Source organism: Curtobacterium pomorum, assembly GCF_044497295.1.
Lineage (GTDB): Bacteria > Actinomycetota > Actinomycetes > Actinomycetales > Microbacteriaceae > Curtobacterium.
Genome location: NZ_CP172409.1, coordinates 1250735 through 1271919 on the forward strand (window position 1 = coordinate 1250735; position 21185 = coordinate 1271919).

Here is a 21185-nt window from a genome sequence, read left to right on the forward strand (position 1 = left end):
GGAGAACGGTCGTTCTCCGCGATACTCAGGGAAGGAACGATCATGGGTGCCATCACCGTCGGAACCGAGAACAGCGTCGACATCGAACTCCACTACGAGGACAAGGGGACCGGGCAGCCGATCGTGCTGATCCACGGCTTCCCCCTCGACGGCAACTCGTGGGAGGGCCAGACCCCGGCCCTGCTCGAGGCCGGCTACCGCGTGATCACGTACGACCGCCGCGGCTTCGGGCAGTCCTCGCAGCCGAGCACCGGCTACGACTACGACACCTTCGCCGACGACCTGCACACGGTCCTCGAGACCCTCGACCTGCGCGACGTGATCCTGGTCGGCTTCTCGATGGGCACCGGCGAGATCGCCCGCTACATCGGCCGCCACGGACAGGACCGGATCGCCAAGGTCGCGTTCCTCGCCTCGCTCGAGCCGTTCCTGGCCATCACCGAGGACAACCCGGACGGTGCCGGCCCGATGTCGTTCTTCGAGGGCATCGCCGCCGACGTCGAGAAGGACCGGTACGCGTACTTCACGAACTTCTACCAGGACTTCTTCAACCTGTCGGAGAACCTCGGCTCGCGCATCTCGGAAGAGGCCGTCCGCAACGCCTGGAACATCGCCGCCGGTTCCGGCTCCATCGCGTCCGCCGCAGCACCGCTGACCTGGCCGACCGACTTCCGCCAGGACATCCCGAAGGTCACCGTCCCGGCACTCATCGTCCACGGTACGGCGGACAACATCCTGCCGATCGACGCCACCGGTCGCCGCTTCACCAAGGCCCTGCCGGCCGCGAAGTACGTCGAGATCGAGGGCGCCCCGCACGGCCTGCTCACCACGCACACCGCTGAGGTGAACGAGGTCCTGCTCACCTGGCTCGCCGAGTCCTGATCCCTCGGCGATCACGCGGGTGCCTCACGGTCCCCGCATCGTGAGCAGGAATGGTCGGGTCCCCACCAGGGACCCGACCATTTCTGCTCACCAAGCGAACCGCAGACCGCGCGCTAGTCCTCTTCAGCCGCGTCGTCGGGGTTCGTGACCTGTGCGTGCCCGGCATCGTCGAGGTGGATCGAGGTGCCGTCGTCGAGCTCGACGATCGGCTTGCCCTCCAAGAACGTCAGGGTCCAGCCCCACGCCCCGGTGTCGACCGACTCCGCAGCGAGCTCGTCCTCGACCCCGCGCACGGCGACGACCATCGCCTCGGGCAGTCGCGCAGGCGGCTCCGCACCCACGCCCCATCGTGTGCCCAACTGCATCCGTGCCTCCTGTCCGGTGGTGGACGGGCCGGGTCGCCGACGCGACCCGGCCCGGACGGCCGACCTTACGCCTGCTGCTCCGCGAGCTCGATCTCGGTGACCGCGAGCTCGTCACCGTCGACGAACGACAGGTTCTCGATGCGGCCGACGGCCGCCAGGTCGACCGCCGCGCGCTCGATGAGCACCCGCGTCTCCGCCGGCGCCGCGACCACGGCGCGCGTCACGGGTGTCTTCTGGGACGCCTTCGCCGCCGTCTTCGCCCCGCGGATACCGATCAGCGCCTGCCCGACGGCCGCGAGCAGCCCGGTGGGGGCCGCGTCGGTCGGCAGATCGGCAGCGGTCGGCCAGGAGGCCCGGTGCACGCTCGTCTCGTGGGTCCAGGCCCACACTTCCTCCGTCGCGTACGGGAGGAACGGTGCCAGCAGCCGGAGCAGCACGTCGATCGCGCCGCGCAGCGCCAGGACCGCGCTCGCCTGGGTCTCGTGCGTCGCGTCGGCCGCCGTGCCGTAGGCACGCTCCTTCACGAGCTCGAGGTAGTCGTCGCAGAAGGTCCAGAAGAACCGCTCCACGATCTCGAGCGCACGGGCGTGGTCGAACCCGTCGAACGCGGCGGTGGCCTGCTCGACGACGGCGCCGAGCTCGGCGAGCATGTCGACGTCGAGTGCCTCGGTCACGTCGCTCGCGCCCTCCGGCAGCGGGAAGCCGTAGACGAACTTCGCCGCGTTCAGGACCTTGATCGCCAGACGACGACCGACCTTGATCTGCTTCGGGTTCTGCGGGTCGAACGCCGCATCGGTGCCGAGCTTCGACGACGCCGCCCAGTAGCGGACCGCGTCGGCGCCGTGCTGCTCGAGGATCGACAGCGGCGTGACGACGTTGCCCTTCGACTTCGACATCTTCTTGCGGTCGGGGTCGACGATGAAGCCGGAGATGCTCGCGTGCTTCCACGGCACGGTGTCCGCTTCGAGCTGGCTGCGGAGCACCGTCGTGAAGAGCCACGTGCGGATGATGTCCTGCGCCTGCGGGCGGACGTCGTACGGGTACACCAGGTCGTAGAGTGCCGGGTCGGTCTCCCACTTGCCCGCGAGCTGCGGGGTGAGCGACGAGGTGGCCCAGGTGTCCATGACATCCAGCTCGCCCTGGAACCCGCCGGCGACGCCGCGCTGGTCCTCGGAGTAGCCCGGCGCCGGGTCGGACGACGGGTCGACGGGGAGCTGCGCCTCGGTCGGGACGATCGGCTGGTCGAACACCGGGTTGCCGTCGGCGTCGAGCGGGTACCAGACCGGGATCGGCACACCGAAGAACCGCTGGCGCGAGATGAGCCAGTCGCCGGACAGGCCACCGACCCAGTTGTCGTACCGGACGCGCATGAAGTCCGGGTGGAACGCGATCTCCTCGCCGCGGGCGCGGAGCGTCGCCTTCAGGGCTTCGTCGCGGGCGCCGTTGACGATGTACCACTGGCGGGTCGAGACGATCTCGAGGGGCTTGTCGCCCTTCTCGAAGAACTTCACCGGGTGGTTGATCGTCTTGACGTCGCCGACGAGCTCGCCGGACTCGGTCAGGGCGTCGACGACGACCTTCTTGGCCGAGAACACGGTCTTGCCGGCCATCTCGGCGTAGAGCGCCTTGCCCTGCTCGCTCTCGATCCACGCGGGCTCGTCGGAGCGGACACGGCCGTCGAAGCCGAGGATCGCGCGGTTCGGCAGCTGCAGCTCGCGCCACCACACGACGTCGGTGGTGTCGCCGAAGGTGCAGACCATCGCGATGCCGGCGCCCTTGTCCTTCTGTGCCAGGTGGTGCGCCAGCACCGGGACCTCGACGCCGAACAGGGGGGAGCGGACCATGGTGCCGAACAGGTCCTGGAACCGCTCGTCGTCCGGGTGCGCGACGAGGGCGACGCACGCCGGCAGCAGCTCGGGGCGGGTCGTCTGGATCACGACGTCGTCGCCGCCGTCCGCACGGTGGAATGCGATGCCGTGGTAGGCGCCGGGCATCTCCTTGTCCTCGAGCTCGGCCTGCGCGACCGCGGTGCGGAACGTGACGTCCCACAGGGTCGGGGCGTCGGCCTGGTAGGCCTCGCCGCGCTCGAGGTTGCGGAGGAAGGCACGCTGGGCGCTCGCCCGCGAGGTCTCGTCGATGGTGCGGTACGACTGCGTCCAGTCCACCGACAGTCCGAGGGTGCGGAAGAGCTCCTCGAACTGCTGCTCGTCCTGCACGGTCAGCTGGTCGCACAGCTCGATGAAGTTGCGGCGCGAGATCGGCAGCTGATCGGCGGCCTTCGACGACTTGCCGTCGCCGCCCTCGAACGGCGGCGTGAAGTCGGGGTCGTAGGGCAGGGTCGGGTCGCAGCGGACGCCGTAGTAGTTCTGCACGCGTCGCTCGGTCGGCAGGCCGTTGTCGTCCCAGCCCATCGGGTAGAACACGTGCTTGCCCCGCATGCGCTCGAACCGCGCCTTGAGGTCGGTGTGCGTGTACGAGAACACGTGGCCGATGTGCAGCGACCCGGAGGCGGTCGGCGGCGGGGTGTCGATCGAGTACACGGCGTCGCGGTGGCCGGCGGCGTCACGGTCGAAGCGGTACGTGCCGTCCTGCTCCCAGACCGGCCCCCAGACCCGCTCGAGTCCGTCGACGCTGGGCTTCTCGGGCATGGGCTTGGTCATGGCTGCGCCTTCCGTGCGTGTGTGCGGCACCGAGTCCGTGATGAGGTGCCTGAGTGTCCCCGCCTGACGCGAGGTGTCCCAATCGTAGCGGGCGGGGCCGACGCCGCTCGCGGGCGGTCGGAGCGGTGGTTACCACACCGACCTGTCGGACACGCCGGACACCTGGTAGTCTGTCGGAGTTTGTCCGGCGAGCGCGGGTTCGCAGGAACTGCACCGTTGCCGTCCGCCGGACGCCCGAAGGACGCACCGCACACCGGAGGAACGACTTGGCACCGAACGACGCACCCCACCCGCACGGCGATCGGCCGTTGCCGCACGGCGACCGACCGCTGCGCTCGAAGGGCGCTGCGAAGCGCGCTCGGCGCAAGCTCACGAAGGACGACGTCACCGTCGTCGAGGAGTCGCTGCTCAAGCGCGCCGTGGCGGCCGCCGCCCTCGGCAACGCGATGGAGTGGTTCGACTTCGGCATCTTCGCGTACCTGACCGTGACGATCTCGCAGGTCTTCCTGCCGCAGGGCGACCCGGCCGCGAACATCGTCGCGACCTTCGGGTTCTTCGCCGCGGCGTTCATCGTCCGACCGATCGGTGGCGCCGTGTTCGGCCCGATCGGCGACAAGATCGGTCGGCAGAAGGTCCTCGCACTGACGATGATCCTGATGGCCGCCGGCACGCTGATGATCGGCCTGATCCCGTCGTACGACTCGATCGGCTTCTGGGCTCCGGTCCTGCTGCTCGTGGCGCGCTTCGTGCAGGGCTTCTCGACCGGTGGTGAGTACGGCGGCGCCGCGACCTTCATCGCCGAGTACTCGCCCGACAAGCGCCGCGGGTTCATGGGTTCGTGGCTCGAGTTCGGCACCCTCGCCGGCTACGTGCTCGGTGCGTCGATCGTCACCGGCCTGCAGTTCGGCCTGTCCGAGGACGCCCTGCTCAGCTGGGGCTGGCGCATCCCGTTCATCATCGCGGGCCCGCTCGGTCTGATCGGGCTCTACCTGCGCCTCAAGCTGGAGGAGACGCCGGCCTTCCAGAAGCAGCAGGAGCAGGCCGCCGAGCGCGAGGGGCAGAAGACGCCGTTCCTCAAGCTCTTCGCCGAGAACTGGCGCTCGCTCATCATCTGCATCGGCCTGGTCCTGGTCTTCAACGTGACCGACTACATGCTGCTGTCGTACATGCCGACCTACCTCGAGCAGAACCTCGGCCAGAACGCCACGTTCGGCCTCATCCTGATCGTCGTCGTGATGCTGCTCATGATGGTCGTCATCACGTTCGGTGGCCGGCTGTCCGACAAGTTCGGCCGTCGTCCGGTGCTCGCTGCCGGCTGCATCGGCTTCATCCTGCTGTCCTGGCCGGCGCTCAAGCTCGTCCAGACCGGCACGGGCGTCGGGGTGTTCTCCGGCCTGCTGATCCTCGGTGTCGTGCTCGTCACGTTCACCTCGACCATGCCGTCGACGCTGCCCGCGCTGTTCCCGACGATCATCCGCTACGGCGCCCTCGCCATCGCGTTCAACGTGTCCGTCTCGCTGTTCGGTGGGACGACCCCGCTCGCGACGTCCGCGCTCATCAACGCCGCGAAGGACGCCGGCTACGGCTGGGCCGAGGACATCCCGGCCTTCTACCTGATGCTGGCCGCCGTCATCGGACTCGTCGCGGTGTACTTCACGAAGGAGACCGCGGCCACGCCGCTCATGGGCTCCGGTCCGACGGTCGGTTCCGAGGACGAGGTCGCCGGCGTGATCGACGACTACAACGACCCGAACTCGGAGTTCGCGCAGTCCGACTGGGCGAAGGAGTTCGCGACGAGTGAGATCCCGATCATCTCGGGTGACACGCCGAAGAAGGAGTCCGCGGACTCCTGACCCCGGTCAGACCCGCCCTGGAGGCCCGGTGCACGTCCGTCACGGACGCGCACCGGGCCTCCGGTCACGTCCAGGGCGCGCGACGGCCCGGAGCGTCGGGCGCGTCCTGTCCCGCCGGGCCGGCCGCGAGCTGCTCGGCGGCCCGCAGCAGGGACGCGGTCACCGGGTGCGCCGGGCGCGCGAACACCGTCGCGGCGGGGCCGTGCTCGACGACCGCGCCCTCGTGCACGACGAGCACGTCGTCCGCCATCCGCCGGACCGCCAGCAGGTCGTGCGACACGAACACCATCGCGACCCCGGTGTCGTCGCGGAGCCGTTCGAGCAGGGTGAGCACGGCGTCCTGCACGGTGGCGTCGAGGGCGGTCACCGGCTCGTCGAGGACGATCACCTCGGGGTCGGTCGCCAGCGCCCGGGCGATCGCCAGGCGCTGCCGTTGCCCGCCGGACAGCGTCCGCGGGGAGCGCGGTCGGAGCGCCGGGTCGAGGTCGACCTGCCGCAGGGCTGCGTCCACCCGGGCGGCGAGCGGACCCTGGGCACGTCGAGCGTCGCCCCGCGAGAACGCGTCGGCGAGGACCCGCTCGACCGACCACCGCTCGTCGAACGTGGCACCGGGGTCCTGCACGACGGCCGAGACGCGGTGGCGCCGAGGGCGTCGGTCGTGCTCGGGGAGCGGCACCCACGGTTCGCCGTCGAGTGCGACGGTGCCGCCGTCGGGTGTCTCGAGCCCGAGCAGCACGCGCGCGAGGGTCGTCTTGCCAGACCCCGAGGCGCCGATCACCCCGAGCACCCGTCCGCGGTCGAGTCCGAACGACACGTCGTCGACCGCGCGGACGCCGTCGAAGTCGCGCGCGAGGCCCTCGGCGACGAGCACGCCCCTCGCACCGTGCGAGGTCGCCTCTGTTCCGTGCGAGGTTCCGTGTTCTGTGCGATCCGCAGCACCTCGCACCATGTCCGGAACCTCGCACCGGACGACAGCATCCCGGCGGGACCTCGCACCGTGCGAGGCAGCGCGCACCAGGGCCTGCGTCGCGGCGTGCTCCGGGTCCTGCAACACCGAGGCGACCGGACCCTGCTCGACGATCCGCCCCTCGTGCATGACGGCCACGCGGTCGGCCCACCCCGCGACGAGCCCGAGGTCGTGCGTGATCACGAGCAGCCCCGCCCCGCGCTGCTGCGCCGCCCGCAGTTGCTCCATCACGGTGACCGCGACCCCGGCGTCCAGTGCGGTCGTGGGTTCGTCGGCGACCACGAGCGCGGGCGACCCGATGGTGGCCGCGGCGATGAGGGTCCGCTGCCGCATCCCGCCCGACAGCGTGCCGGCGAGTCGGCCGTCGGTCGCGATGTCCGGATCGAGGCCGACCGCTCGCAGGGCATCGCGCACGGCGTCCATGCGCTCGGCCGCACCCATCTCGGTGTGCAGGCGGAGGCTGTCGGCGACCTCGCGCCCGACCGGTCGCAGCGGGTCCAACGCGCCCAGGGCCTCCTGGCCGACGTAGCCGACCCGCGACCCGCGCACCTGGCGCCACCGCCGGTCGGAGAACGCCCGGACGTCGAGGCCGGCGACGGTGAAGGCGTCGGCGCGGACGGCGGAGCCGGGCGCCGACAGGCCGAGCGCGGCGCGCGCGGTGACGGTCTTGCCGGAGCCGGACGCGCCGACCAGCGCGACGCACTCGCCGGCGTCCACCCGCAGGGCGACGTCGTGCACGATCGGCGTGCCCGCGATGGCGACATGCAGCCCCTGGACCTCGAAGACGGTGGTCATCGGACGACTCCTGTTCGGCGGATCGCGCGACCGAGCACGGTGACGGCGGTCGCGAGCACCACGATGGCGAGTCCGGGGAAGGTGCTCATCCACGGCGCGGTCTGCAGGTAGGTCCGGCCGTCGGCGAGCATCGCGCCCCACTCCGGAGCCGGGGGCGGTGTGCCGACGCCGAGGTAGCTCAGTGCCGAGGCCCAGACGATCGCCTGACCGACGCCGAGGGTGGCGACGGCGACGACGGGCCAGAGTGCGGTGGGCAGGACGTGCCGGACCACGATGCGGACGGGGGAGCGGCCCTGCAGCACGGCCGTCTCGACCACCTGCGACGACCGGGCGGCACGCACCAGCGCGCGGACGATGCGGGCGTAGCCGGGGGCGGTGGCGAAGCCGACGGCGAGCACGGCGGGGACCGGGCCAGGTCCGGTGACCGCGATCACCACGAGGGCGACGAGCAGCAGCGGCAGGGCGAACGCCACCTCGGTCACGCGGCCGATCACGGCGTCGAGCAGGCGGCCGAGCCGTCCCGCCCCGGCACCGAGCCCGGCGACGACGCCGAGCAGGACGCCCACTCCGCCCCCGATCAGGGTCGCGGCGACGCCCACGACGAGCGATGCGCGGGTCCCCGCGACCACCCGTGCCAGGACGTCGCGACCGGACTCGTCGGTGCCGAACGGGTGGGCGCCGCTCGGGGCGGTCAGGGCGTCCGTGGGGTGCACCGCGAGCGGGTCGCCGCCGCCGAGCAGCGCCGGCCAAGCGGCCGCCACGACGGCGACGAGGACGACCACCGCCGCGGCGGTGCCGCCGACGCCGAGCGTCCCCCCACGGACGCGCTCGGTGCCGGCGGCGGTCTGGTGGCCGGGCGCTCCGGTCTGGAGGCCCGGGTCGGCGATCCCGCTCACCGCGCGTCCGCCGGTCGGCCGGGTCCACGGCGTCGCGCGGTGCCGCCGCGTGCGCCGCCGTTCCGCGCACCACGACTCGCCGACGTGCGCGGGTCGACGACGCGCTCGACCAGGTCGGCGACGGCCAGCACCACGACGTACGCGGCTGCGGACACCAGCGCGATCCCGGCGACGAGCGGCATGTCCCGCTGCGTGACGGCGGTCACGAGGGCGCGGCCGATGCCCGGGAGCGCGAACACCGACTCGACGACGACGGCCCCGGACACCAGGGATCCGAAGGCCCAGGCGGACAGGGCGATCCCGGGCAGCGCCGCGTGGCGGAGCAGGTGCCGGGAGAACAGCCCGAGGCGGGTCTCGCCACGGCCACGGGCGGCGAGCGCGAAGGCGGACCGTTGCGCGTCGACGACCCCGTCGCGGACGGTCTCGGCCAGGTACCCGGCGACCGGGACGGCCACCGTCAGCACCGGGAGCACCCAGCCGCGGGCAGTGCCGTCGCTCACCGCGGGCACCCAGCCGAGGGCGCTCGCGAACACCACGATGAGCACGCTGCCGAGCCAGAAGTGGGGCATGACGCTCGCGGTGACACTCAGTGCGCTCGTCAGTCCGGCCGCGAACCGGCCGCGCTGCGTCGACCACCAGGCCGCGACGATCGCCAGGACCCACGCGACGACGAGCCCGGCCACCGCCAGGGTCAGCGTGACCGGGAGCTGCTGGCCGAGCAGGGTGGCGACGGGGGTGCGGAAGGCGTAGGACTCACCGAGCTGCAGGGTGGCGAGGCGACCGAGGAACACCGCGTACTGCACGAGCACGGGCTGGTCGAGGCCGTACTCGTGGCGGACCCGGGCGACGGCCTCGGCGGAGGCCTGCGAACCCGGACCCCCGAGGATCGCGAGTGCGGGGTCGCCGGGGATGAGCCGGATCGCGACGAAGACGATCGTCGCGACGGCCCAGAGCACACCGATGCCCCCGGCGAGCCGCCGGACGGCCCACCAGACCCATCGCATCCGTGTCAGCGGTCGATCCAGGCGGTGCCGAACCAGGGCGTCGAGACGGAGGTCGTCTGGATGCCGTGCACGGCCGAGCGCACCAGGAAGTGGTTCTGCTGGTCGTACAGGGGGAGCACGGTGTCGCTCGCGAGGATCGCCTTCTGGGCCTGCTCGTACAGGTCGGCGCGCTCGTCGGCGTCCGAGGTGCGGGCCGCCTGCTCGAGCAGGGTGTCGAGCGCGGGGTCGTCGAGCTGGGCCAGGTTCGCGAAGTAGCCGGACGGTGCGGGTTCGATGCTCGCGCTGTCGTACAGGATGCGCAGGACGTCGGGGCCGACCTTCGTGTACGGGGCGCTGACCACGTCGTACTCGTTCGCCGCGAGGGCCGCATACCAGCTGGACAGGTCGAGCTCGTCCAGCACGACCTTGAACCCGACGGCCTTCTCGGACGCCTGGATCTGCTGGAACAGGCTGCGCTCGGCCGGCACCGACTGGTTCGTCGACACTGGGAACGTCACGGTGAGCTGCTGGCCGTCCTTCTGCCGGATGCCGTCCGACCCGACCGTCCAGCCGGCGTCGTCGAGCAGCTGCTTCGCCTTGGTGGGGGAGTAGTCGAACCGGTTCTTCTCCGAGTACGCCAGGGGCTCGGCGCTCGAGAGCACCGAGTACGAGCGCTTCGCGGTACCGAGGAACAGCGACTGCAGGCCCGGGTCGATCTCCGCGCCGGCGATGAAGGCCTGGCGCACGGCCTCGTCGCGGAACACCCCGTGGCCGGAGTTCAGCTCGAGACGGTTCGAGGCGCCGGGGCGCGGGGCGTCGAGGTCACGGATCGCGCCCTTCGCCGACGCTGCCTTGAGCTGGTCGGGCTGCGCGTTGTCGATGACGTCGACCTGGCCGGACTGCAGCGCGGCGTAGCGCGAGGTGGAGTCGGGCAGGAAGCGCCACGTGATGCCGGACAGGCGCGGCTTCGTCTTCCCCCAGTAGTCGGTGTTCTTCGTCAGGGTGACGCGGTCGCCGTGCTTCCAGCCGGTCACTTCGAAGGGGCCGGTGCCGACGGGGGACTCGCAGTTCGTCGCCTGCTTGCGCTCGAGCGCCTTCGGAGACTCCATGCCGACCCAGGGCTGCGAGAACGACTCGAGCAGCGCGCTGTCCGGACGGCTCAGCGAGAGCGTCACGGTGTGGTCGTCGGTGGCCGTCGCCTTCGTGATCGACTGCAGCGCGAGGTAACCGGTGCTCGACGCGGTCGCCGGGTCCTGCACGTGCTCGATGTTCGCCACGACGGCGGCGGCGTCGAACGGGGTGCCGTCGGTGAAGGTGACGTCGTCGCGGAGCGTGAAGGTGAGGGTCTTGCCGTCGTCGCTCGTGGTCCACTTCGTCGCGAGCTCGGGCGTCGGCTCGCCGTCCTCGAGCCCGACGAGCTCCTCGATGTACTGCGTCGCCAGGAGCGCCTGCGGGTAGTTGCCGCCGACGTGCGGGTCGAGGCAGGTGGGCTCGGCGTCGCCGGACGCGTACGTCAGGGTCCCGCCGCTCACCGGCTTGCTGCTCGTGGTGCTCGTCCCCGCGCCGCTGCAGGCGGCGAGGACGAGGACGACGGCGGTGGCGCTCGCGACGGCGGCGACGGTTTTCTGTACTGAGTCCAAGATCATGGCTGGACGAGTCTAGCGGTTTACTGGGGCCCATGGACGAACCGATCCGCCGCGGTGGGCGGCCCCGACGCTCGAGCGCCGAGGTCCTCGCGGACGCCGCCGCCGAGCTGTTCCTCGAGCAGGGGTACGGGCGCACCACGGTCGACCAGATCGCCGTGCGTGCCGGGGTCAGCCGAGCGACGTTCTTCAACTACTTCACGGCGAAGTCCGACGTCATGTGGCTCGAGCTCGACGCCGCAGTGGCGGGGCTGCCCGGGTACCTGGCGTCCTCGACCGAGGCGAGTGCGGTGCGTGCGGTGGAGCAGGCCCTGCTCGCTGCGGCCCGGGCCCACGACCCCGAGCGGGTGCCGTGGGCGGTCGCGCAGGCCGAGGTGATGGGCATCGGATCCGAGCTCGTCGCCGGCGTCGCCGTCCGGGTGATGGCGCAGCACGGGGCCGTCGCCGCCTTCGTGGCGGGGCGCACGGGGGAGCAGCCGGGGTCGCTCTGGCCGCAGACCGTGTCGGGCGCGATGCTCGGTGCCGCCGCGGCGGCGTTCGGGGTGTGGGTCGCCGACGGGGTGGCGCGCCGGCCGCTCGTCGAGTACGTCGCCGCAGCGCTGACGCCGGTGGTCGCGGGCCTCGACGCGCGCTGACGCGCGGACGCTCACTCCGTGCGCAGGGTCCCCGCGCCGCCGGACGCCACGTCCGAGGCCGTCCCGTCGCGCACGACCTCGGGCACGTCGTCGTCGGTCGGCACCAGGGACTCGTCACCCGGGTAGCTCAGGGTGAGGACGGCCTCCTCGATGTAGGGGCTGTCCTCGAGCGACTTCTCGACGTCGCGCAACCGCACCGCGACGTGCTCCTCGTTCTCGTTGCCCGTCAGGTCGACGGCGGCGACGAGGTACACCCGCGACGGTCCGACGAACTCCAGGTGCAGGTAGGTGACGCGTTCGACCTGCGAGCGGCCGAGCAGCTCGACGAGCACGGCGTTCTCGAGCTCCGGCGACGTGCTCTCGCCGAGCAGGAAGCGGCGGTTGCGGTCGATGAGGACGATCGCCACGACGCCGAGCAGCACGCCGATCGCGATGGACCCGATCGCGTCGAAGACCGCCAGGCCGGTGACCTGGTGCAGGAACACCCCGAGGAACGCGACGACGAGGCCGATGAGCGCGGCGGCGTCCTCGGCGAACACGGCTCGCAGCGTCGGGTTCGAGGACTGCAGCACGTGGCGCAGCACCGGCACCTTGCGCTTCGTCGCGGCACCGTGCGCCTGGCGGTACGCCTGCAGGAAGCTCGTGCCCTCGAGGCAGAACGACAGCGCCAGCACGATGTAGTTGAGCAGGACGTCCTCGGCCGGGCCGGTGTCCCCGAGTTCCGAGATGCCGTGGTAGATCGACACGATGGCGCCGGCGGTGAACAGGCCGAACGCGGCGAACATCGACCAGATGTACGTCTCGCGCCCGTAGCCGAGCGGGTGTGCGGTGTCGCGCTTCCGCGCGCCCCGTCGTTCGGCGACGAGCAGGAAGACCTCGTTGCCGGTGTCCGCCCACGAGTGCGCCGCCTCGGCCACCATCGATGCCGAGCCCGAGAGGAGCGACGCGATGGTCTTCGCGATCGCCACGAGCAGGTTCGCGCCGAAGGCGATGATGACGGTGAGGGAGGACTCCGGGCGTTCGCCGGAGGCAGAGTCGTCGGGCATCCCTCCAGCATGCTCCCGTCCGCTAAACTCGTGTCACACGAGCGTCGATCCGGCCATCACCGGGGAGCTCCCGGAAGAACGCGGTCCGCGCGAGCGGCTCGTCAGTAGAACCGGGCGGACCGGGCCGCGCCGAACCCGAACACGAGCGGTCGTGACGCGCCGAACAGTGCGCCACGGCAAGCGAGGTGGTACCGCGGAGTCCGCTCCGTCCTCGTGGTCCGAGAACCGGCAACCCACAGGAGCCCCGCGGTGCGCTACCCCTTGAACCGTCCCGACGAGCACGACGGCGCCGCAGGCGTCGTCCCCTCGCCGTCCTTCCCCGCCGTCGAGCGGGGGATCCTCGCCTTCTGGAAGCGCGACGACACGTTCCAGGCGTCCATCGATCAGCGTCAGGGCTGCGACGAGTGGACCTTCTACGACGGCCCCCCGTTCGCGAACGGCCTGCCGCACTACGGCCACCTGCTGACCGGGTACGCGAAGGACGTCTTCCCGCGCTACCAGACCATGCGCGGCAAGCAGGTGCACCGCCGCTTCGGCTGGGACACCCACGGCCTGCCCGCCGAGCTCGAGGCGATGCGCCAGCTCGGCATCACCGAGAAGCACGAGATCGACGCCATGGGCATCGACGTGTTCAACGCCGCCGCCAAGAAGTCCGTCCTGCAGTACACCGACGAGTGGCAGCAGTACGTCACCCGCGAGGCGCGCTGGGTCGACTTCGAGGACGACTACAAGACGCTCGACACCACGTTCATGGAGAGCGTGCTGTGGGCGTGGAAGCAGCTCTGGGACAAGGGCCTGGCGTACGAGGGCTTCCGGGTCCTGCCGTACTGCTGGAACGACCAGACGCCGCTGTCGAACCACGAGCTGCGCATGGACGACGACGTCTACAAGATGCGCCAGGACCAGTCCGTCACGGTCTCCTTCCCGCTGCACGGCGACCGCGCTGCCGCGCTCGACCTGACGGGTGTGCGCGCGCTCGCCTGGACGACGACCCCCTGGACGCTGCCGACGAACGCCGCGTTGGCCGTCGGGCCTGCGGTCTCGTACGTGGTGCTCCCTGCGGGGCCGGGAGGCGCGGCTGACGGTGCCGACGCCGGTTCCGTCCACTACCTGCTGGCTTCGGACACCGTGGCCGCCTACGCGAAGGACCTCGGCTACGAGAGCGCCGAGGACGCCGCTGCCGCGGTCGTCCGCACCCTGACGGGCGCGGAGCTCGACGGCGTGGAGTACGAGCGCCTGTTCGACTTCCTCGCGGACACCGAGGGCATGGAGAACGCCTGGAAGATCCTCGTCGCCGACTACGTCGAGACCGGCGAGGGCACCGGCATCGTGCACCAGGCCCCGGCCTACGGCGCCGACGACCAGGAGGTCTGCGCCGCAGCCGGCATCCCCGTCGTGCTGTCGCTGGACGAGGGCGGTGTGTTCACCTCGCAGTTCGGCGAGGTCGCCGGCGTGCTCTGGTCCGACGCGAACAAGCCGCTCACCAAGGCCGTGCGCGACGCCGGGCGCCTGCTCCGCCAGGCGTCCTACGAGCACAGCTACCCGCACTGCTGGCGCTGCCGGAAGCCCCTCATCTACAAGGCCGTGTCGTCGTGGTTCGTCCGGGTCACGGAGCTCCGTGACCGCATGGGCCAGCTGAACCAGGACATCAACTGGGTGCCGGACAACGTCAAGGACGGCCAGTTCGGCAAGTGGGTCGGCAACGCCATCGACTGGTCGGTCTCGCGCAACCGCTACTTCGGTACGCCGATCCCGGTGTGGCAGTCGGACGACCCCGAGTACCCGCGCACGGACGTGTACGGCTCGCTCGCCGACATCGAACGCGACTTCGGTCGCCTGCCGCTGAACGCCGACGGCGAGGTCGACCTGCACCGCCCGTTCATCGACGACCTGACCCGTCCGAACCCCGACGACCCCACGGGGAACTCGACGATGCGCCGGATCACCGACGTGTTCGACGTCTGGTTCGACTCCGGGTCGATGCCGTACGCCCAGGTGCACTACCCGTTCGAGAACCGCGAGTGGTTCGAGTCGCACAACCCCGCCGACTTCATCGTCGAGTACATCGGGCAGACCCGTGGCTGGTTCTACGTCATGCACGTGCTGTCCACGGCGCTGTTCGACCGGCCGGCCTTCAAGAACGTCATCAGCCACGGCATCGTCCTCGGCTCGGACGGCCAGAAGATGTCGAAGTCGCTGCGGAACTACCCGGACGTCTCCGAGGTGTTCGACCGCGACGGTGCCGATGCCATGCGCTGGTTCCTGATGTCCTCGTCGGTGATCCGCGGCGGCAACCTCGTCGTCACCGAGGAAGGCATCCGCCAGGGCGTCCGCGAGTTCATGCTCCCGCTGTGGTCGACGTACTACTTCTTCACCCTGTACGCGAACGCCTCCGGGCCGGACGGCTACCAGGCCACCCGCCGCACGGACAGCACCGACGTGCTCGACCGCTACCTGCTCGCGAAGACCCGGGTGTTGGTGTCCGACGTGCAGCAGCACCTCGACGCGCTCGACACCCCGCTCGCGGCCCAGGCCGTCCGCGACTTCGCCGACGTGCTGACGAACTGGTACGTCCGCCGGTCGCGCGACAAGTTCTGGACCGGAGCCGACCGCGTGGCAGCGGACGACGCCCGTGCCGCGTTCGACACGCTGTACACCGTGCTCGAGACCCTGACCCGTGTGGCTGCCCCGCTCGCCCCGCTCGTCACCGAGGAGATCTGGAAGGGCCTGACCGGCGGTCGGAGCGTGCACCTGACGGACTTCCCGGACGCGGCCGAGTTCCCCGCCGACGACGCCCTCGTCGCGGCGATGGACCGCGTGCGCGACGTCGCCTCGAAGGGCCTCGCGCTCCGCAAGGCGACCGGCAAGCGCGTCCGGCTGCCGCTCGCCACGCTCACCCTCGTGGTGCCGGACCCGGCGGCGGTCGAACCGTTCGCCGACATCCTGCGCGACGAGCTGAACGTCAAGCGGGTCGTGCTCGAGGCGCAGGCCGAGGAATCCCTGGCGCAGTACGGCATCGAGCGGAAGCTCACCGTCAACGCCCGTGTCGCCGGTCCCCGGATCGGCAAGCAGGTGCAGCAGGTGATCCCGGCCGCGAAGAAGGGCGACTGGACCGCGACCGAGTCCGGCGTCACCGTCGGCGGTGTCGACCTGGTCCAGGGCGAGTACACGCTCGACCTCACCGTCGCCGACCCGTCGGTCGCCGTGGCGTTCCTCGACGAGGGCGGTTTCGTGGTGCTCGACACCGTGACCACGCCCGAGCTCGAGGCGGAGGGGCTCGCCCGCGACGTCGTCCGCGCCGTCCAGCAGGCCCGACGCGACGCCGACCTGGACGTCAGCGACCGCATCGTCCTCACCCTCGGGGTCGACGAGGTCGCCGACGCGTCGGTGCGCACCCACCAGCAGCTCATCGCGGGGGAGACCCTGGCGACGAGCGTCGAGATCGTGCCCCTCGGGGCAGGCGCCACCACCGATGTCGGTGACGGCGCGAAGGTGACCGTGGAGGTGTCACGCGCATGAGCGACGACGACCAGTACGACGAGCACGACCAGCACGACGAGGACGGCATCCGGATCCCGGTGGGTCCGTCCGGTGACACCCCGCTCGAGGCCGTGCCGTACGGCGGTGACGACGACGAGGTCAAGCGCGTCGAGGCCGCCCTGTACGCCCGGATCGGCGAGCAGTCGCCCGAGCACCGCCTGACCGCGACCCGTCGCGCCGTCGAGCTGCTCGGCGACCCGCACTTGGCGTACCCGGTGATCCACATCACCGGGACGAACGGCAAGACCTCGACGGCTCGGACGACCGAGAGCATCGTCCGTGCGCACGGTCTGCGCACCGGCCTGATGACGAGCCCGCACCTGGTGTCGATCCGGGAGCGCATCGTCATCGACGGCCAGCCGATCGCCGCCGAGCGGTTCGTCGAGAACTGGGACGACATCGCCCCGGTCCTCGAGCTGACCGACAACGAGCTCGCCGACAGGGGCGAGCTTCCGCTCACCTTCTTCGAGGCACTGACCGTGCTGGCCCTGGCCTGCTTCGCCGAGGCGCCGGTCGACGTCGCCGTGATCGAGGTCGGCATGGGCGGCGAGTGGGACTCCACCAACGTCGTGCAGAGCCAGGTCGCGGTGTTCACCCCGATCGCCATCGACCACGCGAAGCAGCTCGGCAGCACCGTGGCGGAGATCGCCCGCACCAAGTCCGGGATCATCAAGCCGTCGTCCGCCGTGGTGTCGAGCGAGCAGGTCCCCGAGGCCCTCGTGGAACTCGAGCGGGCCGCCGAGCTGACCGAGTCGACCCTTGCCGTCGAGGGCACTGGTTTCTCGGTGGTCGACGTCACCCCGGCCGTGGGCGGTCAGCTCATCACCGTGCAGGGGATCGCCGGCCGCTACGACGACCTGTTCCTGCCGCTGTTCGGCCGGCACCAGGCGCACAACGCGGCCGTCGCGATCGCCGCTGTCGAGTCGTTCCTCGGTCGGGGCACCCAGGCGCTCGACGAGGACGTCCTGTCCGAGGGCCTCGCCGGTGCCACGAGCCCCGGCCGCCTGCAGCCGATCGCCACCGAGCCGACCGTCGTGGTCGACGCGGCGCACAACCCGCACGGCGCCAAGGCCCTGGCCGAGGCCCTGCCGGTGGCGTTCCCGTCCGAGCACGTCGTCGGCGTCGTGGGGATCCTCGGCGACAAGGACGCCCGCGGGTTCGTCCGCGCGCTGAAGGGCACCGTCGAGACCTTCGTCGTCACGCAGCCGCCGGGGGATCGTGCGCTCGACGCGGACGCCTTCGCGAAGGTCGTCGTGGACGAGGTCGGCGCGGACCGTGTCGTCGTCGAGCCGTCGCTGGCCGCCGCGCTGCAGCAGGCACGCGACCTGGCGGACGAGGCGGACGCCGAGGACGCCCTCGTGCTCGTCGCGGGCTCCATCGTGATGGTGGGTGCGGTCATGGACCTGGTCCACCGGGAAGGCGAGACGAAGTGACGGACGCACCACGTGCCTCCCGGCCGGGGCGTGCACCGCGCACCCGGAAGCCGCGACGCGACCGCGGGGCGCAGGAGAGCCTGCTGTCGATCGCGCTCGTGCTCGAGGCGATCATGTTCTTCTTCCCGATGCTCGTCGTGTTCGGCAAGGGGACCCTGCCGCCGGCCCTGGCGTTCGGCGGCGGCATCGGTGCGATGGTCGTGCTGGCACTGGCCTCACGCCTGACCGGCAACCCCGCCGGTGTATGGTTCGGGTGGCTGCTGCAGGCGGCCATCCTCGCCACCGGGTTCATCGAACCGTTCATGTTCGCGGTCGCCGTGGTGTTCCTGGCGCTGTGGGTCTTCTGCTTCGTCAAGGGCGGTCAGCTCGACCGTCAGAACGCCGCGCGCCGGGCCGCCATGGGCGAGGACTGACCACCCCTCCGATCCCGCGAACACACTAGGAGTACTGCGTGTCCGACCTCGAAGAGACCCTCGTCCTCGTCAAGCCCGACGGCGTCGCCCGCCAGCTCACCGGTGAGATCCTTCGCCGCATCGAGTCGAAGGGTTACGAGATCGTCGACCTGAAGATGCTCACCGCGCCGCGCGACCTGCTGGACGCGCACTACGAGGAGCACCAGGGCAAGCCGTTCTTCGAGCCGCTCGTCGAGTTCATGCAGTCCGGTCCGGTCGTCGCCGTGCGCGTCGCCGGCAACGGCGTGATCGCCGGCTTCCGGTCGCTCGCCGGCACCACCGACCCGACCAGCGCCGCACCCGGGACCATCCGTGGCGACCTCGGTCGCGACTGGGGTCTCAAGGTGCAGCAGAACCTGGTGCACGGATCCGACAGCACCGAGTCGTCGGCGCGCGAGCTCGCGCTCTGGTTCGCCTGAGCGACGGGGAGAGCATGACGAACAACGACCGACCCACCAAGAACGAACGTCGTCAGCACGCGCGCGAGGTCTCGCGACAGCGCGCCGACGCCGAGAAGCGCCGCAAGCGCCGCAACAAGTGGTTCCTGCAGGGCGGCATCGGCCTGGGGATCATCGCGATCGCCGCGATCATCACGCTCGTCGTGGTGAACGTGAACAACGCGCCCGCCGTGTCCGCTGCCGGGCCGAAGAACATGGCCACCGGTGCGATCCAGTTCACCGGCGAGGGCGGCGAGGTCACCCCGGTGACCACGAAGGCCGTCACCGCGAAGGGCACCCCGTCGGCGGTCCCGACGTCGAACACCGACGGCGCTGTGGCGGTCACCGAGTACGTCGACTGGGCCTGCCCGGTCTGCAAGCAGTTCGAGGCCGCCTACGCCGACCAGATCCTGGACAAGGTGAAGTCGGGCGATGCGACGCTGGCCATCCAGCCGGTGTCGATCCTCGACCGCAGCTACCAGAGCTCGCGCTACGCCAGCCGGGCCGCGAACGCCGCGATGTGCGTCGCGAACTACGCGCCGGACAAGTTCCTGGACGTCCAGACGCAGTTCTTCGACAACCAGCCCGCCGAGGGCACCTCGGGCCTGACGAACGCCGAGATCGCGAAGCTCGTCAAGGCCGGGGGCGCGACCGGGTCGAACGTCTCCGAGTGCCTGTCGACCGAGCAGTTCAAGGGCTGGGTGACCAAGTCCACGAAGCTCGTCACCGCGGACGAAGCACTGCAGGGCACGCAGGGCTTCGGCACGCCGACCGTGGTCGTGAACGGCAAGCGCCTGGACAACCTCAGCACGGTCATCACCGCGATCGACGACGCGGCGAAGTAGCGCCACCCGCACGAGCGAAGGCCCCCGCTTCCATCCGGAAGCGGGGGCCTTCGCTCGTGTGGGGCACCTTCGGGTCAGGCGGTGCCACCGTTCTGCTCGACGAAGGACGCGAAGGCGTCGGTGTCGGTCAGGGAGCCGGTGAACTGCTTCCCGTTCACGATGATCGTGGGGGTGCTCGTCACCTTGTCGAGCGACGAGTTCGGGATCGGGTCGTTCATCACCCGGTTCGTGGCGTCGGCGACCCACCCGGCGAAGTGCTGCCCGGTGATGCACGAGGCGACCTTGCTGCTCGTCGCGCCGGCCTCCTTCGCCAGGGACGCCAGCTCGTCGTTCGTGAGCCCCTTGGTGCTCTCGGACGGCTGGTTCTCGTAGAGCGACGTGTTGTAGGCCAGGAAGGCGTCCGGGTCGTCGTTCGCGACACAGGCGGCCGCTGCCGCGGAGCGCGTCGAGTACTTCGACCCGAGGGACACCCGGTCGAGCAGGTTGAACGGGTGCAGTTCGAGGGTCGCCGAGCCGTCCTCGACCCATTGCTGGATCTGGTCCATCTGCGCCGTCTCGAACTGGTTGCAGTACGGGCACATGTAGTCCGAGTACACGGTGATGTTCGCCACCGAGTCGTCCTGCTTCGTCGCCGTCGGGGTCCCGCCGTCGGGTGTCGCCTTCGTCTCGACGGGCACGATCTTGCCGCTCTGGCCGGTGAACAGGATGCCGTCGCTCGCCATGTTGCGCGGCCCCGGCCCCGCGGGTTGCACCGAGTTCGCGATCACCAGGACGACCACGGCGACGACCGCCAGGCTGCCGACGATGATGCCGCTGATGCCGAGCGTCCTGTTGCGGCGACGTCGCGCCTGTTCCTTCACCCGGGCTTCGCGCGCGCGCTCTCGGGCGGCGTCGCGACGGACCTTCTTGCTCTCGTTCTCGCTCATCGAGATCGAGCGTAGGTGCTGCCCGGACGCCGATCGGGCGTCCTGCCTGGGAAGCGCCCAGGAATTCGGTGACGCGTCATCGACACGTCATCGATGCGTCATCGTCGCCGCATCGGGAACGTCCAGCAGTGGATCAGAAGACCGTGAGGATGGTCGGGAACTTGATGATGATCGTCACGATGATGAACAGGTAGTTCGCCAGCGGGAACGCCCAGCAGAAGGGGAGCAGCACCCGGCCGACGCGCTGGGTCTTCGCACCGAAGCGACCCTGCGCGGCGTTCCAGATCGTGAACACCCAGAACATCGGGATCGTCATCGACCACACGAGCATGCACCAGGGGCAGAGCGCGCCGATGAACCACACGGTCTGGGTGAAGAGCCACGTCACGAAGACCCACGCCAGGAACACGCCGGCGTTGAAGGCGATCCAGAACCACCGCGAACCGTTCCGGAAGCCCGCGAGCATCAGCACGGCGACGGCGATCGGCGCGACGAAGCCCATCACGCCGAGCAGCGGGTTCGGGAACCCGAACAGGTGGCCCTGCCAACTGGCCATGACGTCCGAGCAGCTGATGAACGGGTTCACGTCGCACGACAGCACGGTGTCCGGGTCTGCGTACTTCTTGAACTCGTCGAGCACCAGGGAGAACGACCCGTAGAGGCCGACGAACCCGGTGATCAAGAGGAAGACGGCCATCGCGACCGGACGACGGGGGGCAGGCGCTGACGTGCTCACGCCGTCATCATCGCACGCGGGTTCCGGTCCTTTCCGGGAGCGGCGTGCGATACTGGCCGGAGGTCGTGCGGGCAACCGCAGACCGAAGAGA

General features: G+C 70.6%; 17 protein-coding genes. 8 read left to right on the plus strand and 9 right to left on the minus strand.

Going from position 1 to position 21185, the window contains the following annotated elements; all coding sequences use genetic code 11:
• Nucleotides 1-42: 42 nt before the first annotated feature.
• A complete protein-coding gene (locus ACGH48_RS06020) occupies nucleotides 43-882 on the plus strand; it encodes an alpha/beta fold hydrolase (protein ID WP_396290598.1) in 840 nt (279 codons plus the stop codon).
• A gap of 113 nt (nucleotides 883-995) precedes the next feature.
• Here the strand turns inward: ACGH48_RS06020 and ACGH48_RS06025 are convergent, their stop codons facing one another.
• Both ACGH48_RS06025 and valS read right to left on the minus strand, forming a co-directional pair.
• On the minus strand, nucleotides 996-1247 hold the full coding sequence (locus ACGH48_RS06025) for a hypothetical protein (RefSeq protein ID WP_123313465.1): 252 nt from the start codon (nucleotides 1245-1247) through the stop codon (nucleotides 996-998).
• 65 nt (nucleotides 1248-1312) lie between these two features.
• Complete coding sequence (gene valS, locus ACGH48_RS06030; RefSeq protein ID WP_396290599.1) at nucleotides 1313-3907, minus strand: valine--tRNA ligase; 2595 nt, start codon at nucleotides 3905-3907, stop codon at nucleotides 1313-1315.
• Between the two features lie 266 nt (nucleotides 3908-4173).
• On the opposite strand from valS, the gene proP reads away from it, so the two are divergent.
• Nucleotides 4174-5760 carry a glycine betaine/L-proline transporter ProP gene (proP, locus tag ACGH48_RS06035; protein WP_260233110.1) on the plus strand — a complete coding sequence of 529 codons (1587 nt, stop codon included), beginning with the start codon at nucleotides 4174-4176 and terminating at the stop codon, nucleotides 5758-5760.
• A gap of 64 nt (nucleotides 5761-5824) precedes the next feature.
• Here the strand turns inward: proP and ACGH48_RS06040 are convergent, their stop codons facing one another.
• Genes ACGH48_RS06040 through ACGH48_RS06055 form a run of 4 tightly spaced genes read right to left on the minus strand, consistent with a single transcriptional unit; the run spans nucleotide 5825 to nucleotide 11047 of the window.
• A complete protein-coding gene (locus ACGH48_RS06040) occupies nucleotides 5825-7522 on the minus strand; it encodes an ATP-binding cassette domain-containing protein (RefSeq protein ID WP_396290601.1) in 1698 nt (565 codons plus the stop codon).
• A complete protein-coding gene (locus tag ACGH48_RS06045) occupies nucleotides 7519-8418 on the minus strand; it encodes an ABC transporter permease (RefSeq protein ID WP_396290602.1) in 900 nt (299 codons plus the stop codon). The genes ACGH48_RS06040 and ACGH48_RS06045 overlap by 4 nt, the downstream gene beginning before the upstream one ends.
• Nucleotides 8415-9422, minus strand: a complete 1008-nt coding sequence (locus ACGH48_RS06050) for an ABC transporter permease (RefSeq protein WP_396290603.1) — start codon at nucleotides 9420-9422, stop codon at nucleotides 8415-8417. Before ACGH48_RS06050 ends, ACGH48_RS06045 begins: the two co-directional genes overlap by 4 nt.
• Before the next feature lie 5 nt (nucleotides 9423-9427).
• Nucleotides 9428-11047: an ABC transporter substrate-binding protein gene (locus ACGH48_RS06055; protein WP_396290605.1), complete on the minus strand. Its 1620-nt coding sequence runs from the start codon at nucleotides 11045-11047 to the stop codon at nucleotides 9428-9430.
• A gap of 32 nt (nucleotides 11048-11079) precedes the next feature.
• Between ACGH48_RS06055 and ACGH48_RS06060 the strand changes: the two genes are divergently transcribed.
• Nucleotides 11080-11679: a TetR family transcriptional regulator gene (locus ACGH48_RS06060; RefSeq protein ID WP_396290607.1), complete on the plus strand. Its 600-nt coding sequence runs from the start codon at nucleotides 11080-11082 to the stop codon at nucleotides 11677-11679.
• Nucleotides 11680-11690: 11 nt separating this feature from the next.
• On the opposite strand, the gene ACGH48_RS06065 is transcribed toward ACGH48_RS06060, so the two are convergent.
• Nucleotides 11691-12725 carry a cation diffusion facilitator family transporter gene (locus ACGH48_RS06065; RefSeq protein WP_396290608.1) on the minus strand — a complete coding sequence of 345 codons (1035 nt, stop codon included), beginning with the start codon at nucleotides 12723-12725 and terminating at the stop codon, nucleotides 11691-11693.
• 249 nt (nucleotides 12726-12974) lie between these two features.
• Here ACGH48_RS06065 and ileS point away from each other — a divergent pair, with 249 nt between their 5' ends.
• From ileS to ACGH48_RS06090, 5 genes are read left to right on the plus strand one after another with little or no spacing between them, the layout of a single operon-like run.
• Nucleotides 12975-16244 carry an isoleucine--tRNA ligase gene (gene ileS, locus ACGH48_RS06070; RefSeq protein WP_396290609.1) on the plus strand — a complete coding sequence of 1090 codons (3270 nt, stop codon included), beginning with the start codon at nucleotides 12975-12977 and terminating at the stop codon, nucleotides 16242-16244.
• Nucleotides 16241-17698, plus strand: a complete 1458-nt coding sequence (locus ACGH48_RS06075) for a bifunctional folylpolyglutamate synthase/dihydrofolate synthase (RefSeq protein ID WP_396290610.1) — start codon at nucleotides 16241-16243, stop codon at nucleotides 17696-17698. Before ileS ends, ACGH48_RS06075 begins: the two co-directional genes overlap by 4 nt.
• A complete protein-coding gene (locus tag ACGH48_RS06080) occupies nucleotides 17695-18111 on the plus strand; it encodes a DUF4233 domain-containing protein (RefSeq protein ID WP_396290611.1) in 417 nt (138 codons plus the stop codon). The genes ACGH48_RS06075 and ACGH48_RS06080 overlap by 4 nt, the downstream gene beginning before the upstream one ends.
• 38 nt (nucleotides 18112-18149) lie before the next feature.
• A complete protein-coding gene (gene ndk, locus ACGH48_RS06085) occupies nucleotides 18150-18569 on the plus strand; it encodes a nucleoside-diphosphate kinase (protein ID WP_111084529.1) in 420 nt (139 codons plus the stop codon).
• Nucleotides 18570-18583: 14 nt separating this feature from the next.
• A complete protein-coding gene (locus ACGH48_RS06090) occupies nucleotides 18584-19432 on the plus strand; it encodes a DsbA family protein (RefSeq protein WP_396290612.1) in 849 nt (282 codons plus the stop codon).
• Nucleotides 19433-19506: 74 nt separating this feature from the next.
• Here ACGH48_RS06090 and ACGH48_RS06095 read toward each other — a convergent pair whose 3' ends face one another.
• Both ACGH48_RS06095 and ACGH48_RS06100 read right to left on the minus strand, forming a co-directional pair.
• Nucleotides 19507-20358: a DsbA family protein gene (locus ACGH48_RS06095; protein WP_396290614.1), complete on the minus strand. Its 852-nt coding sequence runs from the start codon at nucleotides 20356-20358 to the stop codon at nucleotides 19507-19509.
• 133 nt (nucleotides 20359-20491) lie between these two features.
• Nucleotides 20492-21094: a vitamin K epoxide reductase family protein gene (locus tag ACGH48_RS06100; protein WP_396290615.1), complete on the minus strand. Its 603-nt coding sequence runs from the start codon at nucleotides 21092-21094 to the stop codon at nucleotides 20492-20494.
• Between the last annotated feature and the right edge of the window lie 91 nt (nucleotides 21095-21185).